This is a genomic window from Marinobacter sp. MA, assembly GCF_048298425.1.
Classification (GTDB): Bacteria; Pseudomonadota; Gammaproteobacteria; order Pseudomonadales; family Oleiphilaceae; genus Marinobacter; species Marinobacter salsuginis.
This window is the reverse complement of sequence record NZ_CP103058.1, coordinates 1471898-1491367: the sequence shown is the minus strand read 5'-3', so window position 1 is coordinate 1491367 and position 19470 is coordinate 1471898. Positions and strand designations below refer to the sequence as shown.

The following is a 19470-nucleotide window of genomic DNA, read 5'->3' as shown; positions in this document are numbered from 1 at the left end:
TGGACCAAAAGAACGAAAAAGGGCCGGACGATCATTCGTCCGGCCCTTTTCTTTTTTCAGCGACTTCCGGAGATCAGACCGCCTTGGCAGCAATGATCTTCTCGTGCCATTCCGCAGGCCCTGTCTGGTGCACAGACGAGCCGCGGGAATCGACGGCGACAGTGACCGGCATGTCCTCCACCTCGAACTCGTAGATGGCTTCCATACCCAGCTCCGGGAAGGCGACCACTTCGGCGTTCTTGATGGCCTTGGAGACCAGGTAGGCGGAACCGCCCACGGCCATCAGGTAAACCGCGCCGAATTCCTTGATGGCATCGATGGCCACCTGACCGCGCTCGGCTTTACCAATCATGCCGGTGAGACCAGTCTTCTCGAGCATAGTGTGGGTAAACTTGTCCATACGTGTGGCAGTGGTCGGGCCTGCGGGACCAACCACCTCTTCACGCACCGGATCAACCGGGCCCACGTAGTAAATGAAGCGCCCCTTCAGATCGACCGGCAGCTCTTCGCCTTTCTCGATCATGTCTACCATCTTCTTGTGGGCAGCATCGCGGCCAGTCAGCATTTTGCCGGAAAGCAGAACGGTTTCTCCCGGCTGCCAGTCCTTCACGTCTTCCGAAGTGACGGTATCCAGATTCACACGACGGACGTTCTCACCCACTTCCCAGGTGATCTCTGGCCAATCGTCCAGGCTCGGCGGTGTTTGCAGGGAAGGCCCGGTTCCATCGAGGGTAAAGTGGGCGTGACGGGTTGCCGCACAGTTCGGGATAATGGCCACTGGCTTGTTGGCCGCGTGGGTGGGATAGTCTTTCACCTTCACATCCAGAACGGTGGTGAGACCGCCCAGGCCCTGGGCGCCGATGCCCAGCTCGTTGACCTTGTCGAACAGTTCCAGACGGAGCTCTTCGGCACGATTGGAGGCGCCGCGGGCTTTCAGGTCGTGAATATCGATCGGGTCCAGCAGGGATTCCTTGGCCAGCTCCATCGCCTTTTCAGCAGTACCGCCGATACCAATACCCAGCATGCCCGGCGGACACCAGCCAGCACCCATCTGCGGAACCATCTTCAATACCCAGTCGACGACCGAGTCAGAGGGGTTCAACATCGCGAACTTGGACTTGGCTTCAGAACCGCCACCCTTGGCCGCCACGTGAACCTCTACGGTGTCACCCGGCACAATCTTGTAGTGGATGATGGCGGGGGTGTTGTCCTTGGTGTTCTGGCGCTTGCCGTCCGGATCGGCCAATACCGAGGCGCGCAGCACATTGTCCGGATGCGTGTAGGCGCGACGGACGCCTTCATTGATCACGTCGTCCAGCGGCATATCGCAGTCCCACTGGACGTTCATGCCGACATTCACGAATACCGTCACGATGCCTGTGTCCTGACAGATCGGGCGGTGGCCCTGGGCACACATGCGCGAGTTGATCAGGATCTGGGCCATGGCATCTTTGGCCGCCTGGGATTCTTCCTTCTGGTAGGCCTCATAGACGCCCTGGATGAAATCCTTCGGGTGGTAGTAGGAAATGAACTGCAGCGCGTCCGCTACGCTTTCAATCAGGTCGTCCTGGCGGATTACGGTGGTCATAGGCGCCTCATCAGCTTGATATCGTTATGTCGTGTCATCAGAAATCTGGAGGCGAGAGTTTACCAGAAAATCGGTTTGGCGAGTGATTCGACGGATGGCGAAGCAAGGATTAAAACCCGTGAAAAACGCCATCAGAAAAAGGTATCATCCTAACCAAACGATAATAACACCCCAGGAGACGCCGTGACCGACCTCGTCCTCACCGAAATCAAAGACCGAATTCTCATCGTCCGACTGAACCGGCCAGAGCGCAAGAACGCCCTTACCCACGCGATGTATACAGCCATGGGCGACGCGCTGGAGCAGGCCAGGGATGACACCAACATCCGGTGCGTGCTGTTCACCGGCACCAGCGAGTGCTTCACCGCAGGCAACGACCTGGGCGAATTTGCCGCAGGTCTGCCAGGTGACTTCGAACAGACGCCCGTTGGCCGTTTGCTTTTACTGCTGGCCAGTGCTACCAAACCCGTAGTGGCCTCGGTCAACGGCGCAGCCGTCGGCATCGGCACCACCATGTTGCTGCACTGTGATCTGGTGTTCGCCGGCAACAACACTGCATTCCAGATGCCCTTTGCGAGCCTCGGCCTGTGTCCCGAGGGTGGCTCAAGCCTGTTGCTACCTTCCTGGATCGGCCGGGTACGCACCGCCGAACTTCTGATGCTTGGTGGCGCCTTCTCCGCGGAAGAAGCTCTTCGGCTTGGCCTGATCAACCGGGTTTGCGAGCCTGGGCAAACGGAAGCCAATGCCTTCGAAGCCTGCCAGAGGCTCACTGAAAAAGCCCCGGCAGCGATTCGGGCCACCAAAGCGCTCCTCAACAAGCCAACCATGGAAGCACTTCGGGAAACCATGCTGGAAGAGGGGCAGCTGTTTGCCGAGCGCCTCAAATCCCCCGAAGCCGCCGAAGCTTTCCGGGCCTTCATGGAAAAACGCCAACCGGATTTCTCGCGCTTCGAATAAACCTCGACCAGGCCCCAATTTCCCGGTTGCGGGACCTCGACAAACCGTTATCCGGCAACTATTTTTCTCAAAGGCCGAACTCCAATCGTGCGGGGAGGATTCAAAGCATCAGAATCACACTTTTGGCTGATCAACACTTGCCATACTGTCGCTATAGTCAGAGATACAGAAATTGGCTTACAGCGCTGGCTACAATTTCAGACAACAGTTTAAGCAGAACAGGCCACTGACAACGGGCTTACCGGATCAGACCGGCCCCGTCAGCTGCCGAACATAACGACACAACAACAGGAAAAGGTTCCACCCATGTTCAAGAAAACTCTAATAAGTCTTGCCGTGGCGTCTTCCGTTGGACTTACAGGCTGCTTTGATAGCGGCGAGACGGGGGCGAATGCCAATCCGGACTACCAGATTGAAGATACGACGATTGACAGGTCGATTGTTCGTCCGATCTACAACCCTAACCCGATTGCGGAAGAGCCTGCGTTCCCGATCAATGCCGACCTGATCCTGCTGTTGGGCGCAACCCAGAGCGCCAACTATGACTTTACAGGGCTTTCGACTGGTAACACCCCGGCAGATGACGCTGTTAACGATCTCTCGGGTTTTTCCACTTCAGGCGCCTTTACCCTGAAGTTTGACGGTGAGCTGAATCCAGCGACCGTCATGGCAAACGCGACAGTATTTTTGCTCCCACTTAACGTTGGCCCTGCAATTGATTCGGCTCCTGAAGCTCTTCCGAACACCAACCCGACCAGCATCGTTGCAAGTAATCCCTTTGGTCAGGGCTTGGGACTTGAGCAGCCTAATTTCCGCGCGGACCCTGTAAGTGTTGATGGCGGCACAAACAACGCTATCCGTGTTGTTCCGCTTGAACCTTTGACTGAAGGTCAGAAATACCTGGTTGTTGTCACTGACGACGTCCAGGGTGCAAACGGTAAGCCAATTGAGCGTTCCGTTCAGGATGTCGCTCTAGCAGATGGCGTGCTGGGCAACCCCGCACTAGGCAACGTGAAAACCATTCTGCAGACTGCTGACCAGCTGGCGAACGGATTCCTTGCTCAGATGCAGACAGGCTCTGAATCTGCGCTGGCTTACACATTCACAACCAACTCTGACACTGACGTTCTTCGGGCGATGATGGCGCCGGCGGCATATGCGTCGGGACTGGGGCAAAAGATTGGCTTCACTGCCCAATTGAAAGCAATCAGAGACAACTACCCCACTCTCAACTTCTCCCAACTTACAACAAAGCTTGGTGAAATCACCGAGATTGCCGGTCAACTCGGCGCTGGCCAACTTGACCCTTCAACTCTGAGTGCGCAAGAAATCGCCGCCGTTACGGCATTGTCTAACGTGCAAGATGTGTTGACGGCTGACGGAACACAGACTCCGCAGACGACGCTTACGCAGGCCATTGTTCCGGAAATCGGGGACACGATTCACTTGCCAGTACCACGCCCTTCGTTCTTCTATCCGAAAACTGAGGCGGCAGATCTGGCAACCATTCAGGGTCTGGCAGCACAAGATCCTGCAAACCCAATTGCACAGGCGGCAGCCCAGGTTCAAGTACATCAGGGCGCGATCACCCTGCCCTACTACCAGAGTCTTCCTGGCGAAACCGGAGCCGGAATTGTCACAGGCAGCTGGACAGGCAACACAAGCATGGAAGCTGGCCTGAATGAGAATCTGACTCCGGGAGACACAATTTTCTCCTTCCTTCGTGATATCGACGGCACACTGAACGTGAATGGCTACTTCCCATTCCCGCAGAAAAAAGCCGATACTACTGTACCAGTCGTGGTGTTTAATCCTTCAACGGATTCGCGCCCAGCGTCTTGCGTTGATCAAGACCCAACGGGAGGATTTAAGCCCAACGGCGTAACTATTTTCCAGCATGGCATTACCGTAGATCGGAGTGTCTCAATGCTGCCCGCCATTCTGTTGGCACAAAGTGCCTGCCAAACGGTTGTAGCAATCGATCAGCCTCTGCACGGGCTTGCTGGAGCGAGCGTAGGCAGGGTTGCTGGCCTATCAGAGCTCGACGAAGAGACTTTGACAACCACCGTACAGGCTACGATTCAGGGACTTGAGGCGCAGAACAATCCAGCCCTCGCACCCGTCATCGCACAACTCAATGCGCTGATTTCTGCTGACTACATCGGCGAGCGACACTTTGGGTATACCGCAAATGCATCTCTGCAGCCGGTACCAGCCCCTCTGGCAGACATCTCATCAGGTAGCCTGTTTATCAATCCTCTCAATATGATGAACAGCCGCGATAACCTGCGTCAGGGCGTCGTTGATCTCCTTAACGTGGCAGCGTCAATCCAAACCTTTGACATTAATGGCGACTATCAACCCTTTGATCTCGTTGGTCCGGGAATCAATGTGAACTTCATTGGTCACTCCCTCGGCGGTATTTCTGGAACCGTTTTCTCAGCGTTGGCTAACAGCAGCCTGAACGGGGTGCTGAATCAGACCTATCAGGATGCCGGGGCTCCCCTTAATAACTTTACGTTCCCGACCCTTGGCTCGGTTGTTCTGCACAACACGAGCGGCCAAGTAACTCGCCTGATTGAGAACTCACCGGCCTTCTCCGGCCAAGTTCTTGGTGGACTGGCTAATGCAGGTGTAACCCAGGGAACCTCTGCTTTCGAGAGCTTCTTCTACGTGTTCCAGTCAATCTCTGATGCTGGTGATCCAGTGAACTTTGCCAAGTCTCTTGGCGCCTCCACTGGAAACCTGCTTGTCACTGAGGTGGTTGGAGACAGCACCGTACCGAACGAAGCTAACGTTAATCCACTCAGCCCCGCATTCTCCGCACCGCTGACTGGCACGGAGCCTCTGATGGCACTGCTGGATCTGGGAGCAGGCGGAACCAATCTTGCCGATGGAGCTGACCTGAACCTCCTTCAGAGCGAAGACGTCTCTGGGGCTTCAGCCACTCCGGTCGCAGTATTCTTTGACGGCAGCAACCCATGCTCTACCGCCAATCACGGTACTTTTGTAGCGCCTCAAGCGCCAAATGATGCTTGCCCGGGTGGGTTTGCCGTTACCAGTGACGCCTTTACGGTAATGGTCACGCAAACAGCGCAAGCTCTGAGCGGCGGCAACGTGCCAGCTTCCCCCAACAACATCGATGCACTGGGAACCAGTCCGACTCTGGCCAACGCACTCGATCAGGACGAGCAGGCTGCTCCGTAAGGACTGGCTTCTGTCTACCAAGCCCCGGCATCGCCGGGGCTTTTTTTTTGGACGATGCCCGACATGGATCAGACACGAACAATCAATATTCCGAACAGCCCACACGTCCCACAACTCATGCGTCGATTTCAGCGGCTCACGTTTTCTAGAGAAGTTCTTATCATGAGGCTTGTTAACGGCCCTCAGCTGACCAGCGAAGGGGGTGGTGTCGGGCAGGATAGGCAGTAAAGGCGTGGAGATTTCAGGCGTTGCGAGAGCTTAGATGGCACTGCCATTTGTTCTCAACGACATGACCAATAGCAACGAAAAACGCCGCACTTGTTAGGGTGCGGCGTTTTCATAGTGGACTGTTTCTCAATCCGAAGAAATAACAGTCTGACCTTGTGGCAACAGATTCGCCTGAATGTCCTCTTCCGTGAAGAACAGTTGGCGGAACTCCTTGTTGGAATACTGTTCACTTTGATCACTGAAGAAAGGTGACATGGAGTCTGTGGACTGCGAATAACTCACAAGGCCATAAGCCTCCGGACCGTTGTCCGTGAACTCCAGACCAAAATGCCAACTAGTACCTCTGGCCATCAACCAGCCATCAATGCCATCCGTTCCGTCAGACAATCCGGCAGTATTGTCGATCGTTGACGGTGCAATCCGCGGGAAACGCGTGTCTTCCAGGAACGGATCCGTCACCACACCGATCGCGTTGAACGCTCCATCTATGTTGCCGTCACCACCGTGCCAGGGAATTGGCTGAGTCTGGAACACTGGTGTCGCGCCGGAGCCTGGGGCCACGCCACCGGAAGCGCGGTAATACTGAAGGCTTCCAAGGGCATCAGTCGGCAAAATTCCCTGAGATTGCAGAGCAGCCACACCATCGGCAAGCGCCAAGAGCATGGTGTCGCTTGCGGTCCCGGCATTCTCTTCAGATGGATCAGCCGGTGTCCCCACGGGATCAGCCGGGCTGAAAGGCGTCGTCAGATCTGAGTCCAGATCGTTGCGATAATTAGCCATGAAAACACGGAAGATATGAGCACCGACGCTATCCCGGTTGTATAGCCCATCCCAGTTGCTCAGAGACTGACACCAGGACGACAAATCGACACCGTTCACCGCGGTGGTGCCGATGGCATCACAGCGCTGCAGAAGCTCCGGGAGGAACTGTTCTGCATACCATGCCCGGTTGTTCCAGATCACACCAATAAGTTCTTCCGCGCTGAACTTGCCATCCTGCCCTGCTGGTAGCGGCGCGTCCGGGAAGCCAGGATCCATCAGATTCTGCAGCATCTTGATGCCCAGGCGCGTACGGGGATTGATAGGCGCCTTTTCATCACCAAACAGAGGTGAAAAGCCTGTCAGGAACTCGTCCGGATTGGTTGACCAGTAACTGCTGTTGGAGTTCTGCACCCAGTCCGATCTTACCAGCTTCGGCTTCTGGTCATAGGGAACCAGAGGACCACATGCTGTCTCAACCCAGTCCTCCTGGGAAAGCCTGCCATCCAGTAGTGTCACGCCTTGATCAAATAGACCGGCATAAGCGTCGCTACTCGCTCTTCTCAAATTAACGAGGGCGATAGCTTTTTCGGAGAGATTTGGTACCGAACTGCTGTCAATGTAGAACGCATTACCCTGGTCATCAGCGTAGGTAGTATTGGTCCAGAGGGTCGACCCACAGTTCTGGAAGACACTCTGGAACTCTTCAAGGTTGCTGGCTCGACTCATGCCCAACCAGGTGTCCAGAAGGCCGCCGGTATTGGCATTGGCATCACGATAGGTGTGAGCAACCATTGAAGACGCGTTCAGGGCACCGTTGTCGCCCCAGGCTGGCAGCTGACTGCTGACAGCATTGGCTGCGATCATGGGACCATACTCGGAGAAATAGAAGGTTCTCTCCAGCACAACAGGTTGCGGCATCCCCATATCGACCTCAATCTGATAGGTCTCAGTGGTGATCGGCTTTTCAACCCCGTCCTTCACGTATGTCAGGAATTCTCCATCATCCTTCAGCACCAGCTCATACCAGGTAAAGCGGCGACTGGTCGTAACCGTGTGGGACCAGGCAAGATTCTCGTTGAAATTGATCAGCGGAATTGCCGTACCAAGTAGCCCCGCACCGTGGACGTTCAGGTATCCCGGAACCGTCATTTGGACTTCATAAAGCCTGCGATGGCCTGTGTACGGGAAGTGAGGGTTCGCCAAAAGAGCGCCCCGTCCCTGCTCGGTCAACTCGCTACCAATACCCCACGCGTTACTGGCAAGCCCCATATCCGCGAAATTTGTCTGTGATCTCGCGCCAGCTTCTGCGGTAGCCACAACGCTTTTGAGCAGGTTATTTACTTCCTCAGCATTGGTCACCGAGCTTACTGGTGTAGGTGCCGGACTCTCTCCTGGGGGGACTGCCAGGAAAACCGCGCCCGTGGCGAACAACGCACCACTGGCGTACTGGCCAACAATTCGATAATGAGCCAGCAGATCCACTGGAGTTATCGGCTTGACCCAGTCCTGATCCGCACATTCTGCCGGGAACTGAGAGGCATCAGTTTCGTTAACGTAGCGGTTATACCCCTCTGTAAAGCCTTCAATAAGCGCACGGCTCTCCGGGCTTAAAGTGGGGAACTCGGCCTCAGCGCCTGCGTATATCTGTTGGGCCTTGAAGCTGAAGTCGTTAATGATGTTGAGCCCTACGCTGGCCCCGGGTGCAAACTGAACGTCCGGCCCCGGCCCAAAATACTTCGACCTTTCGCTTCGGGCCTTGACGACGGCTTCCGCCAGCATACAGACGTTGTCCTGAGCCTGAGCGTATCCGTGCCCGAACGCGGCAGATTTCAGGTCATCAGCAACAATGTGAGGAACGCCACCCGTTGTTCGACGAATGGTTGCCTCAAGCTGACCATCCGAAGGAAAGAGATTGGGATCCACCTCAGCCTGTGAGGGTCCAGAAGAGTCATTGTCGCTGTCAAAACAACCCGCCAGCAAGGTACTGCCAAGCAGGGCGACAGTGAGACTGAGGGCATGTTTGCCACTCGGTGTTTTCCTGAGCTTCATAGTGTTTTCCTTGTATTTGTTCACTACGTTTTCACCATGTCCGGTGACATCTATAAAATTAGCAGAGCCCTCCTTTTCAGCCAGACAAAACTGAACACTTATTCACGTTATTTTCTTCTAAAGAAACTGATCATTATCAGCCCCAAGCATTTTCCCGATCCGGGACGTTTGCGATGGCGTTTTTTCAAACTTTATCGGGAATCCGATCTGCGGCTGCTGAGTGCCGTCTCCCCGGTCAACTCCAATCACCATATCCCGCGCTTTAAGTTGTGGATGCTTGGCGGCCTCCGAGATCGTCAAAACCGGCTCCACGCAGGCGTCCTGGTTGGCAAAGATCTCCTGCCACTCGGCCAGGGGTTTCGCAGCAATTTTTGCCTTGATGGCGGCTTTAAGTTGCTGCTGATGCTCGGGCTTCTGGCTCATGGCCAGGCTTTTCATATCGGAAATACCGAGGGTGTCGCACAGGCGGGCGGAGAATTGGGGTTCGAGGCTGCCTACCGAGAGCCAGCGACCGTCGCTGGTCTGGTAGTAGTCGTAGAATGAGCCGCCGTTGAGCAATGCGCTCTCCGGCTTCTGCTCCTGGCCACCAGCCAGGCAGGCGGCCCCGGCCATGGCGTTCAGCGCAAAGGCCGCGTCGGTCATGCTGATATCAACAAACTGCCCTTCTCCGGTCTGCTGTCGATGGATAACAGCAGCCAGAATGCCCATGACGGCGTGGTGTGAACCGCCGGCCACATCCGCAATCTGGATACCCATCGGCGGCGGCCCGCTGTCAGCCCGGCCGCAGTGACTGCTTACTCCAGCCAGGGAGAGATAGTTGATGTCGTGGCCCGCTCGATCCTTGTAGGGGCCGGTCTGGCCATAGCCGGTGATGGAGCAATAGATCAGGCGAGGGTTTACCGACTTGAGGGCTTCATAGCCGATACCAAGCCGATCCATCACTCCCGGCCGGAATTGCTCAACGACAACGTCATAGTCCTTGACCAATTCCAGAACCTTCTCCCGGCTGCCCTCCTCTTTAAGGTTAAGCCCGAGCGACTTCTTGCCACGGTTCAGAAACCCGTGGGCCGTGCTCACGCCGGCATCGTGGGGTGGCATTACCCGGGTAAGATCCACTCGGTCCGGTGCCTCCACACGCAATACATCTGCCCCCATGTCCGCCAACAGCATGGTGGCGTAGGGGCCGGGCAACAAGGTGCTGAAATCCAGAACTTTCAGCGAAGTCAGAGGACCCGCCATGATAATCTCCTTTTTATTCTCAGGTTTACGCAAATAGCATTCGTTTCCTTCATGCTGCCCGGTTTTGCCAAGCGGGCCAACTGCCGGTTCCTTCATTCCGATTGGCCGTTTCTACCAGTGTGGCCAAACGGCTTCGGTTGCATTGTTCTGCCGGGGTTTTATGATGGGTTTCGTTTTCATGGAATGGCGAGCGTAATGTCCGATCTGACGGTTTCGAAGCACTTTGTACAGGCGGCCCTTGTGGGCGCCGAGCGACTTGGTTTTGATACCCGTGAAATGCTCCGGGAAGCCGGAATCTCTCCCGACCTGCTGCGCATCGAGATGGCGAGGGTCAGCAGTGATCAGTTCAGCCATTTGATGCAGGTGCTCTGGAACCGCATGGGAGATGAGTTCATGGGGCTGGGGCCCAGAAGGGCCCGAACAGGAACCTTTGCCACCATGTGCGCGTTGGTGATTGACTGCCCCAATCTGGAATCTGTATACCGGCAGGCCTTCCAGTTTTCCCGTCTGTTTGAACCCATGGTGTCCATGGAACTGGAGGTTGGCAAGGACAAGGCTCAGCTCGTAACCCGGATAGAGGGCGAGATCAACGATCCGAGCTTTTTCCTGCGGGAGAGTATTCTGGTGATCTGGCACCGACTGGGCAGTTGGCTCATCGGCCAACCCATCGAGCTGGAGAAGGCCGAGTTCGATTACCCTCGGCCGGCCCATGGCGACGAATACCGGCACATTTTCCACTGCCCCCTGGCATTCGAGTCTGACAGAATCGCCCTCACCTTCGACAAGCGCTTCCTGTCTGCGCCCGTCATCCGCGACAAGCCGGAGATGCGGCAATTCCTTAAGACCTCCCCGGCAGACCTGCTATCCCGTCCGGACGAGAGTAACACCTTTACGGGACGCATTCGGGCGCTGATCGGCAGGGATCTTTCGAAGCCGTTGCCGGATTTTGAATGGATTGCAGCGGGCCTGCATACCAGCCCGCAGACACTGCGACGCAGACTGAAGCAGGAGAATACCTCGTTCCAGGAGATCAAGGATCTGTTACGCCGGGATATGGCTATTTACTATCTGAGCCGGCAGGAACTTCCTATTAACGACATCGCCGCCAAAGTCGGTTTCACCGAACCCTCAACCTTCCATCGGGCCTTCAAGAAGTGGACCGGGGTGACGCCAGGCGCCTATCGTGAAGGCGAGCGTGGTGATCTCTCCGATTGACTCAGGACCCCGAGGGCGCCTGAAGCGAACGGATCAGCTGCCCGAGCGTTTCGGCGATTTCCTGGGCCCTTTCCCGGTTTTCGGCCAGTTGAAGCAGTCGGGAACCGTCCCTCGGATCATAGACCCAGCAAGTTGAAACAGTCGCCTCACAACGCCATTCCACCCTGGGGTTGATGCCAAACACCGACATCGTCTCTGTGCTTCGCAGTATCCGGCCATCCTCGGCGCGCTTCAGTTCCTGAATCTGGATTTCCTCTCCCTGGGTGCCAAGACGGTATTCAACATCGGCTGGCCGATCGAGCCGCACGACCGCCTGATCACGGCGCCAGCCAGCCAATTCGAGCAGGCTGTTGATATGAAGCGTCAGTGCCTCGCGGTCTGAATCTGCCAGATACAGCTTGCGCAAAGACTCGATACGGCCCTCACCCGCCGGCTCAATGACCGCAACCTGTTCACTCTCACCGGTTGCCTGTGGGGCCAGGGCATTCTGCTTTCGGGTCTTTTCAATGGAAGTGATCAACTGCAGGGATTCCTGGTAGTGGGCACCCTCAGCGCCGGCGCGGCTCACATAGGTCTCAAGAGCAGACTGGGCTTCGTTCAGGTGGGAAGACTGCAGCATCACCCGCCCCCGATAAAAATAGTAATCAGCGGGCTTTTCACCTTCCAGTTGCTGCAAGCGGTTCAGATACTCAGCGGCCTCGCCCCAGTTTTCCGCAACCACTGCCCCTTCGGTAGCGAGCATCAATCTGCGAGTCTCGTGCTCGGGCGCCAGCGCCAGCGCGGGCCCGGACAGGAGCGCGGAAGCCAATACAGCCCCCAGGGCAAAACAGCGACCTGTTCCAAATAATACTGCCATGGCATCTACTCCTGCTCGTTATCTGCACCAATCGCCTGCTTCTCTGAATCAGGCAGGTCGTTGTCCCCTGAATGACGGAATTCTTCACCCTCGTCTACTTCGGCCTGGTCCATTATCCCCTTCGGCAATTCCTTTTTCACCCGAACACCCAGCTCTACAAATCGATTCGCCTGGGAGATCAGGTTGCCACGCCCACGGGTCAGGGTGTTCATGGCCGAATCATAGGTTCCCTGGGCAGTATGCAACTGTGTGCCCAGGCGCTCCATCGCCTCAACAAACACCCTGAGTTTGTCATAAACAGCGCCAGCCCGCTCAGCGATTTGCCGGGCATTCTGGCTCTGGCGTTCGTACCGCCAGATGTTCTCAATGGTTCGCAGTGTTGCCAGCAGCGTGGTTGGCGTTACCACAATAATCTTTCGCTCAAAGGCTTCTGCGAAAAGGTTCTCGTCCTGCTGAAATGCTGCCACAAAAGCGGGCTCTATCGGCATGAACAGCAACACAAAGTCCGGGGAATGGAGGCCGTGGAGCTGGCTGTAGTCTTTTTCGCTAAGGGTACGAATGTGATTCCTCACGGCCTCGACGTGTTGCTTGAGCGCCTCCTCCTTGACTCCGGAATCCTCTTCCTCCGTCACCCACTGCTGGTAGGCCACCAGTGAGACCTTGGAATCGATAATCAGGTTGCGGCTATCCGGCAGATGGACAATGACATCCGGCCGGTAGAGCTGATTTTCGCCGTCGCGATAGCTTCCCTGGGTATCATACTCCACACCCTTGCGCAGACCGGATTTCTCCAGTACCCGTTCAAGGATCAGTTCACCCCAGTTACCCTGAATCTTCTTGTCGCCTTTAAGGGCGCGGGTCAGATTGGATGCTTCCTCGGTTATCTGGCGATTCAGTTCCTGCAGTGACTTGATCTCACTACGGAGGGCCTGACGATCACGGGTTTCGGTGGTGTACACGTCTTCAACCCGCTTGCGGAAGTCCTGCAACTGGTCCCTGAAGGGATTGAGCAGAGTATCAAGGCTGGTGCGGGTCTGCTGGCTGAAACGCTCGCTCTTCTGCTCAAAAATCTTGTTGGCCAGATTCTCGAACTCCGTCTTCAAGGCATCACGGTTACGCTCAAGCAACTCCAGTTTTTCATGGGCGGATCGGCGCTCCTTCTCAATGGTCACTTCCTTCTCGCGGAGCGCGACGCGGGCCTCGCCCAGCTCGCGGGAAAGCTCGTCCGACTTCGCCTGCAGGCTCTGACGCTCGCTCTCCAGCTGTGCCACGCGCTGCTTGCCATTTTCCAGATCCGACTCCAGACCGGCCACCCGATTTTCGAGGGCGGTTGCATGCTGTCGCCACTGTTCAACGTCCTGCCCAAGTCGACCATTCCTGCCCCAGAGCCCTTTCAGAACGATCAAAAGGATTAACACAACCATCAATCCCGCCATCAGATCGGGCCGGGACAAGATCAGTTCCGTGAGGGCTTCAGACACCTGGTACTACTCCTGTTACGGTTCTGTGTTTGATTGAGGAACCGGTGTTTCCCGGCCCCACAACAGTCTACCCCACGAAGGGAACCTTTTGCCCGGCACGCCGTCAATCAGAATGGCGAGGCACTAAGGACCACGACTGTTTGGCATTATTTTAAAGCTCGGGCATCTGCCTCTGGACGGCCAACGTAATATCGTCTAAAAGGGTAAAATGTTCACTCGCCAAGTGGTTATTACCCTTTTTTAACCGCACGGCGGGCCCGAACCAGATCAGAAACGGATAACAGATCATGCTGAAAGAACTGTGGCGAAAACTGGAGGCGGAGTTTCTGCACAATGACTGCTCCGGCCAGGACAGCCAGGCAGGCTTATTCGGCACCCGTCCGAACGGCAACAAGGACGGCTTCAGAATCCTTCCGCACATTACCCACACGGGCGAGTTTCATCTCGAGCGTCTTACCAACCTGCTGAAGGCGCGGTATGGCAAGAGTTTCGGCATGCCCTCCAGCAAGTCTGAGAGTGACCAGGAAATCCGGGAGCTGATCAGCTTCGCAGCCAGAATCCAGGATCAGGATGTGCAGCGCGAACTATTGCTTTTCTACCTTAACTGCTCCCCGGTAATCCAGGAATACCTGCGCGCTGAGACTGTTCTCGGAGAGGGGAATTTCCTGTCACGGTAAACACTACTGCCCCTTAACCATCTGTAAATCAACCACACAGATTGGATGTTGTATACTTCCCTTCCTATTTATCCGGTTTCACACGCATAGACCGTCACAATAGCTCGGTATCGAGCGTGACAGACTGCCAGCTCAGGGGTTCTTAATGGGTTTCAAATGGTATCGGGCTGGACTGCCTAAGCTTTCCGTCACCACACTTGCAGGCATTCTTCTGCTGACGGGATGCTCGGCAGACCGCTATTTCATGGTTCCCAAAACGGATATGAATGAACTCCAGGGATCCATCAAGAGTCAGCGGGCAACTCTCGTTACCATGGAAGAAAACTCAGCGGTCAGGCACGAGCAAGCCATTGCCCAAACCCGCTCTTCGACTCAGACCATACTCGACGCAATTGCCACCCAGGTGGAAAAACCTGAATGTCCGCCAGTGCGGGCCCAGATACAATGCCCCGCAACAGATAGTTCGAAAGGGCGTGCAGACCGCCTGAAGGGCAAGGTGATTGTCGGCGAGGTTGAAAACTTCTACCTTGCGGGCCCCGGCCTGATCTACAAGGCTCGCATTGACAGCGGTGCCGAAACTTCCTCGATAGACGCACGCAACATCACCCGGTTCGAGCGGGACGGCAACAATTGGGTGCGCTTTGATGTGCCTGTTCCCGGTGCAGACAAGTTTGTAACCCTGGAAAAAGAGATCTCTCGCCGGGTTCGCGTAATCCAGGCCAGCGCCGATGAAGCGGAGCGTCGGGTCGTCGTCGAGCTTCAGTTTTTTATTGGCGATCACCAACAGGTTGCGGAGTTTACACTTGCCGACAGAACCAACCTCACCTACGAGGTTCTGATCGGCCGCAATATTCTGCGTGACGTCATGCTGATCGATGTCGGCAAGGAATATGCAACCGAGCTGCCTGAATCCATCCGCAACAGCAATGGGAACGAATCGTGACCACCCGCTCGCGCCTGCCTTTTTACATCGCCGTTTTCCTGCTCATCTCTGCGGGCATTTCGCTTGCTGTCTGGAGGCACGTTGAGCTTGGCATACCCTGGCTCACGGGCGAACAACGACCAGTTTGGATGGTCGAGGCCCGCATTGATTTTGACGCAGTGGACGGTTCGGTTCTTGCCAGCCTGAATATCCCCGAGCAGCCACCGGGCTTTCGCATCCTGACCGAACAGGCGGCTTCGCCCGGCTATGGCTTTTCCATCATCGATACATCGGGCAGCCGCCGGGCGGAATGGAGCAAGCGGGAAGTGTCCGGGCCGCAGACTTTGTATTTCAAAGCCCAGTTCATTCCGGATCCAGACGCCGGACCGGAAATCCCGGCGCGCGAACCGAAAACACCGAGGACCTTCTGGGAAGAGCCCGAGGCAACCGCTGTACAGGAAATTCTTAGTCAGGCAGAAGCCCGCTCGAGCACACCGGAAAGCATGACCCGCGAGCTGATCCGGCTGATGCAGCCGGATAGCCGGACACAGAACACAACCCTGCTGGTTTCAGAAGAGAATTACTTGGATCTTCTGGTCGACATGCTCAACCACAGTGGTATTGCCGCCAGAACAGCGGACGGACTGAGGCTCGAGGATGCCCGGCGGCGGCAGCAGTTGATGCCCTACCTGCAAATTTATAACGGCAAGCGTTGGCTCACCTTCAACCCGAAGACTGCCGAACAGGGCGTGCCTGAAGACCTCCTGCTTTGGCGCCAGGGGGCAGCCTCATTGCTGGATGTGGTAGGTGGCGAGAACTCGGAAGTAAGCTTCTCGATGCTCAGGCAAACGGTTCCTGCCCTTCAACTGGCAACTATGGAATCCGCAGCCAATGGTCTCGGCTTCCTGAGCTTTTACGAGCTGCCCATAGAAGAGCAAAGCATGTTCCGAATGCTGCTGTTGCTGCCACTGGGGGCACTGATGGTCGCTTTCATGCGGATTGTTATCGGCATTCGCACCTCTGGCACCTTCATGCCCGTGTTGATCGCAGTGGCCTTCGTGCAGACAACTCTGGTGCCGGGCTTGATCGCGTTCCTGTCGGTGGTATCTATTGGCTTGCTGATGCGCGGCTACCTGTCCAGCCTTAACCTGCTGCTGGTATCCCGCATATCCGCCCTGATCATCCTGGTTATCTTTATAACCGCGGGCCTGAGCATTATCGGCTATCAGATGGGATTCAATACCGGCATGACGGTCACCTTCTTCCCGATGGTGATCATCGCCTGGACCATCGAGCGGATGTCCATTCTCTGGGAAGAAGAAGGGGCGCATGAGGTCATGGTTCAGGGCGCAGGCAGTCTGTTTGTGGCCATCTGCGCCTATTTGCTGATGAGCGCACCCTTGGCCGGCCACCTCACCTTCAACTTCCCGGAGCTGCACCTTGTTATTCTCGGTCTGATCCTGTTGATGGGTCAGTACACCGGCTACAAGCTCAGCGAGCTGAGGCGCTTTACGCCAATGAAGGCGTACGACTGACATGGACTGGATATCGCCGAGATCGCTCAAGAGGTTGGGAATGCTGAACATGAACCGGCGCAATGTGGATTACATTGCCCGGTACAATGAGCGGTCATCCTATCCGTTGGTAGACAACAAACTGAAAACAAAACTGGTGGTTGCCGAATACGGCGTAAAAACCCCGAAACTGCTTCAGGTTGTCCGCCAACAGCATGAGATATCACACTTCCGGGAAATGGCAGAGGATCTGGCCGGATTTGCGATAAAACCGGCAAAAGGGTCTGGCGGCAAGGGGATTACCGTCATAACCGGTCGGGATGGCGATGAGTACATTAAGGCATCCGGGTCGCGGGTAGATTCTCCGTTCCTGGAACGTCATTTGACCAACATTCTGGCCGGGCTCTACTCGCTCGCGGGTACCCCAGATGTGGCGATCGTCGAAAACCTGGTGGAGTCCGCCCCCTCATTGGCGAAATACTCTCACCAGGGTGTGCCCGACATCCGGATTATCGTCTTCCAGGGTTACCCGGTAATGGCGATGCTGAGGCTGGCCACAACCGCGTCTGACGGTAAGGCAAACCTGCATCAGGGCGCCGTTGGGGTTGGCCTGGATATCGGCTCTGGCCAGGGACTGAATGCCGTTCAGTTCAACCGCCCCGTAACCCTCCATCCGGACACCGGTCTGGCACTGGAGAATATCCAGATAGAAGCCTGGGATGAGATGCTGGAAATGGCCTCCCGCTGCTACGAAGCAACCGGGCTGGGCTACATGGGGGTTGATCTGGTGGTAGATGCGAACGAGGGGCCACTGCTACTGGAATTGAACGCCCGGCCCGGACTGGCAATCCAGATGGCAAATGGCCGCGGACTGCTTCCCCGACTCCGCGCGATTGAAGCGCTCAAACGTCCACACTTCACGCCTCTGGAGCGTTCACGTTTCGCCATGGAAACGTTTGCCAGTAACTGAGTTAATAGCAAACATAAAAAAACCGGGGCCAAAGCCCCGGTTTTTTATTTCCACGACCCCTCAGGACAGTTCGCCCCGGGCGATCAACAGTTGCCGCTCGTGACTGAGGCCCTTCAGAAGCCCCCAGGTCATGATCAGGAGAACCACCGTAAATGGCAGCCCCGCACTGATAGCGGTTGCCTGGATCGCGCCCAGTGCATCTTCACCGCCGCCAAAGATCAGAGCTGCAGCAATCGCACCCTCGGCAACTACCCAGAACACACGCTGGGCGGTCGGTGCATCAGTCTTGCCACCAGCCGTAATACTGTCGATGACCAGCGAACCAGAGTCGGAAGATGTTACGAAGAACACCAGAACCAGAACGATACCGACAAATGACAGGATTCCAGTCAGCGGGAGGTTCGCGAACATCTGGAACGTAGCCAACGAAACCTCGGTCAGGCCGTTCTCAGCCAGTTCACCAATGCCCTGCTGGATCTGTTCAATGGCGGCACCACCGAAGGCGCTCATCCATACAACAGTGATAACAGTCGGGACGATCAACACGGCAGTGACAAATTCACGAACGGTACGGCCCTTGGACACGCGCGCGATAAACATACCTACGAACGGTGACCAGGAAATCCACCAAGCCCAGTAGAATACAGTCCAGCCTTGGAACCAGGCTTCGTCCTCGCGGCCAAACGGATTACTCAGTTGCAATGCGTTGCCCACGTAATTGGAGGAAGTCACCCAGAGAGTTTCCAGAACTGTCATCGTCGGACCGGCAAATATAACGAACAACAGCAGAATGCCCGCAACGGCCATGTTGATATTACTCAAAATCTTTACGCCACCGTCGAGCCCCCTGAGCACCGAGATCAATGCGAGGGCTGTGACGCCGACAATGATCGCCATCTGGATATTCGTATCTGCACCTGTACCAAACAGGTAGTTCAGACCAGAAGCCGCCTGCTGGGCACCGAAACCGAGTGACGTTGCCAGACCAAAGATCGTCGCGACAACAGCCAGCACATCGATAATGTGTCCAGGCCAGCCCCACACCTTGTCTTTCAGCAGCGGGAAAAAGGCCGAGCGAATGGTCAAAGGCATGTTTTTGTTAAAGGCGAAAAACGCCAGGGAAAGAGCAACGACTGCATAGATGCCCCAGGGATGCAGACCCCAATGGTACATGGTCGCGCCCATCGCAAGATTACGGGCGTCATCTGTGTTTGCCTCTACATTGAACGGCGTCTCGTACCATCCCGTGTAGTAAGCCACCGGCTCGGCCACGGCCCAGAACATAAGACCAATGCCCATACCGGCGGCGAAAAGCATGCAGAACCAGGAAAGCGTTGAGAATTCAGGTTTGCAGTCCTGCCCCCCGATGCGGATTTTACCCATCGGCAGGAAGATCAGAGCCAGGCACACCACCACGAAGATGTTGGCACTGATCAGGAAAAACCAGTCAAACGTCGCGATAATGTCCCATTTTGCCCCGTCGAGCAGCTCTTTCGCTGGCCCGGGGAACATCAGGGTGCCTATCACAAACGCAACAACCAGTATCGCCGTAATCGGAAATACCGGTGCATGGAGATCCAGCCCGAACGGAGTGATATTGTCCTGGCCAGCCACGTAATCCGTGGAATATTCGTCTTTAACTACCTCGCCCACGTTATGGAGCCTCCTGAGTTGGTAAATCGTTTATTCAGAATCGGTATTCAGACATTACAAGCGCGTTATCATAATGTTTTGAGTTCAAAACATCAAAACCACGATTATTTTGCCGCCTTGATATTAATCATAGACCATGATCGAAAACGGAC

Annotated in this window: 13 protein-coding genes; 7 read left to right on the top strand and 6 right to left on the bottom strand. The window is 55.8% G+C overall.

Annotated elements, in window-relative coordinates; genetic code table 11:
* Positions 1–73: 73 nt before the first annotated feature.
* Positions 74–1588 carry a fumarate hydratase gene (locus tag NUW46_RS06970; protein ID WP_222466439.1) on the bottom strand — a complete coding sequence of 505 codons (1515 nt, stop codon included), beginning with the start codon at positions 1586–1588 and terminating at the stop codon, positions 74–76.
* Positions 1589–1771: 183 nt separating this feature from the next.
* On the opposite strand from NUW46_RS06970, the gene NUW46_RS06965 reads away from it, so the two are divergent.
* Both NUW46_RS06965 and NUW46_RS06960 read left to right on the top strand, forming a co-directional pair.
* On the top strand, positions 1772–2545 hold the full coding sequence (locus NUW46_RS06965) for an enoyl-CoA hydratase (RefSeq protein WP_222466438.1): 774 nt from the start codon (positions 1772–1774) through the stop codon (positions 2543–2545).
* Between the two features lie 306 nt (positions 2546–2851).
* The gene (locus NUW46_RS06960) at positions 2852–5752 is read left to right on the top strand and encodes an MECDP-synthase (protein WP_222466437.1); all 2901 of its coding nucleotides are present in this window, start codon (positions 2852–2854) and stop codon (positions 5750–5752) included.
* A 354-nt stretch (positions 5753–6106) separates the two neighbouring features.
* On the opposite strand, the gene NUW46_RS06955 is transcribed toward NUW46_RS06960, so the two are convergent.
* The gene (locus NUW46_RS06955; protein WP_418141745.1) at positions 6107–8791 is read right to left on the bottom strand and encodes a penicillin acylase family protein; all 2685 of its coding nucleotides are present in this window, start codon (positions 8789–8791) and stop codon (positions 6107–6109) included.
* 117 nt (positions 8792–8908) lie between these two features.
* Positions 8909–10030 carry a CaiB/BaiF CoA transferase family protein gene (locus NUW46_RS06950; RefSeq protein ID WP_209398285.1) on the bottom strand — a complete coding sequence of 374 codons (1122 nt, stop codon included), beginning with the start codon at positions 10028–10030 and terminating at the stop codon, positions 8909–8911.
* A 195-nt stretch (positions 10031–10225) separates the two neighbouring features.
* On the opposite strand from NUW46_RS06950, the gene NUW46_RS06945 reads away from it, so the two are divergent.
* Positions 10226–11245, top strand: coding sequence for an AraC family transcriptional regulator (locus NUW46_RS06945; protein ID WP_153634466.1), 1020 nt, complete (start codon positions 10226–10228; stop codon positions 11243–11245).
* Between the two features lies 1 nt (position 11246).
* Here NUW46_RS06945 and NUW46_RS06940 read toward each other — a convergent pair whose 3' ends face one another.
* Together NUW46_RS06940 and rmuC are read right to left on the bottom strand one after the other, a co-directional pair.
* A complete protein-coding gene (locus NUW46_RS06940; protein WP_069184929.1) occupies positions 11247–12101 on the bottom strand; it encodes a hypothetical protein in 855 nt (284 codons plus the stop codon).
* 5 nt (positions 12102–12106) lie between these two features.
* The gene (gene rmuC, locus NUW46_RS06935; protein ID WP_153634468.1) at positions 12107–13582 is read right to left on the bottom strand and encodes a DNA recombination protein RmuC; all 1476 of its coding nucleotides are present in this window, start codon (positions 13580–13582) and stop codon (positions 12107–12109) included.
* Positions 13583–13869: 287 nt separating this feature from the next.
* Here rmuC and NUW46_RS06930 point away from each other — a divergent pair, with 287 nt between their 5' ends.
* The 4 genes from NUW46_RS06930 to NUW46_RS06915 all read left to right on the top strand — a co-directional run bounded on the left by NUW46_RS06930 (position 13870) and on the right by NUW46_RS06915 (position 17665).
* Positions 13870–14259: a hypothetical protein gene (locus NUW46_RS06930; RefSeq protein WP_153634469.1), complete on the top strand. Its 390-nt coding sequence runs from the start codon at positions 13870–13872 to the stop codon at positions 14257–14259.
* Positions 14260–14404: 145 nt separating this feature from the next.
* Complete coding sequence (locus NUW46_RS06925; protein ID WP_418141744.1) at positions 14405–15202, top strand: ATP-dependent zinc protease; 798 nt, start codon at positions 14405–14407, stop codon at positions 15200–15202.
* Positions 15199–16716: an inactive transglutaminase family protein gene (locus NUW46_RS06920; protein ID WP_008170458.1), complete on the top strand. Its 1518-nt coding sequence runs from the start codon at positions 15199–15201 to the stop codon at positions 16714–16716. Before NUW46_RS06925 ends, NUW46_RS06920 begins: the two co-directional genes overlap by 4 nt.
* Position 16717: 1 nt before the next feature.
* Entirely contained in the window at positions 16718–17665 is a 948-nt protein-coding gene (locus tag NUW46_RS06915; protein WP_418141743.1) for an alpha-L-glutamate ligase-like protein, read from the top strand.
* A 60-nt stretch (positions 17666–17725) separates the two neighbouring features.
* On the opposite strand, the gene NUW46_RS06910 is transcribed toward NUW46_RS06915, so the two are convergent.
* Positions 17726–19318 (bottom strand): BCCT family transporter, encoded by a 1593-nt coding sequence (locus NUW46_RS06910; protein ID WP_418141742.1) that lies wholly within the window; start codon positions 19316–19318, stop codon positions 17726–17728.
* Positions 19319–19470: the final 152 nt, after the last annotated feature.

Bases quoted from the DNA above. Each gene is read 5' to 3' on its own strand.
- NUW46_RS06930 (WP_153634469.1), top strand. From the start codon at position 13,870: ATGCTGAAAGAACTGTGGCGAAAACTGGAGGCGGAGTTTCTGCACAAT.
- NUW46_RS06915 (WP_418141743.1), top strand. From the start codon at position 16,718: ATGGACTGGATATCGCCGAGATCGCTCAAGAGGTTGGGAATGCTGAAC.
- NUW46_RS06950 (WP_209398285.1), bottom strand. From the start codon at position 10,030: ATGGCGGGTCCTCTGACTTCGCTGAAAGTTCTGGATTTCAGCACCTTG.
- NUW46_RS06970 (WP_222466439.1), bottom strand. From the start codon at position 1,588: ATGACCACCGTAATCCGCCAGGACGACCTGATTGAAAGCGTAGCGGAC.
- NUW46_RS06945 (WP_153634466.1), top strand. From the start codon at position 10,226: ATGTCCGATCTGACGGTTTCGAAGCACTTTGTACAGGCGGCCCTTGTG.
- NUW46_RS06925 (WP_418141744.1), top strand. From the start codon at position 14,405: ATGGGTTTCAAATGGTATCGGGCTGGACTGCCTAAGCTTTCCGTCACC.
- NUW46_RS06940 (WP_069184929.1), bottom strand. From the start codon at position 12,101: ATGGCAGTATTATTTGGAACAGGTCGCTGTTTTGCCCTGGGGGCTGTA.
- NUW46_RS06955 (WP_418141745.1), bottom strand. From the start codon at position 8,791: ATGAAGCTCAGGAAAACACCGAGTGGCAAACATGCCCTCAGTCTCACT.
- NUW46_RS06960 (WP_222466437.1), top strand. From the start codon at position 2,852: ATGTTCAAGAAAACTCTAATAAGTCTTGCCGTGGCGTCTTCCGTTGGA.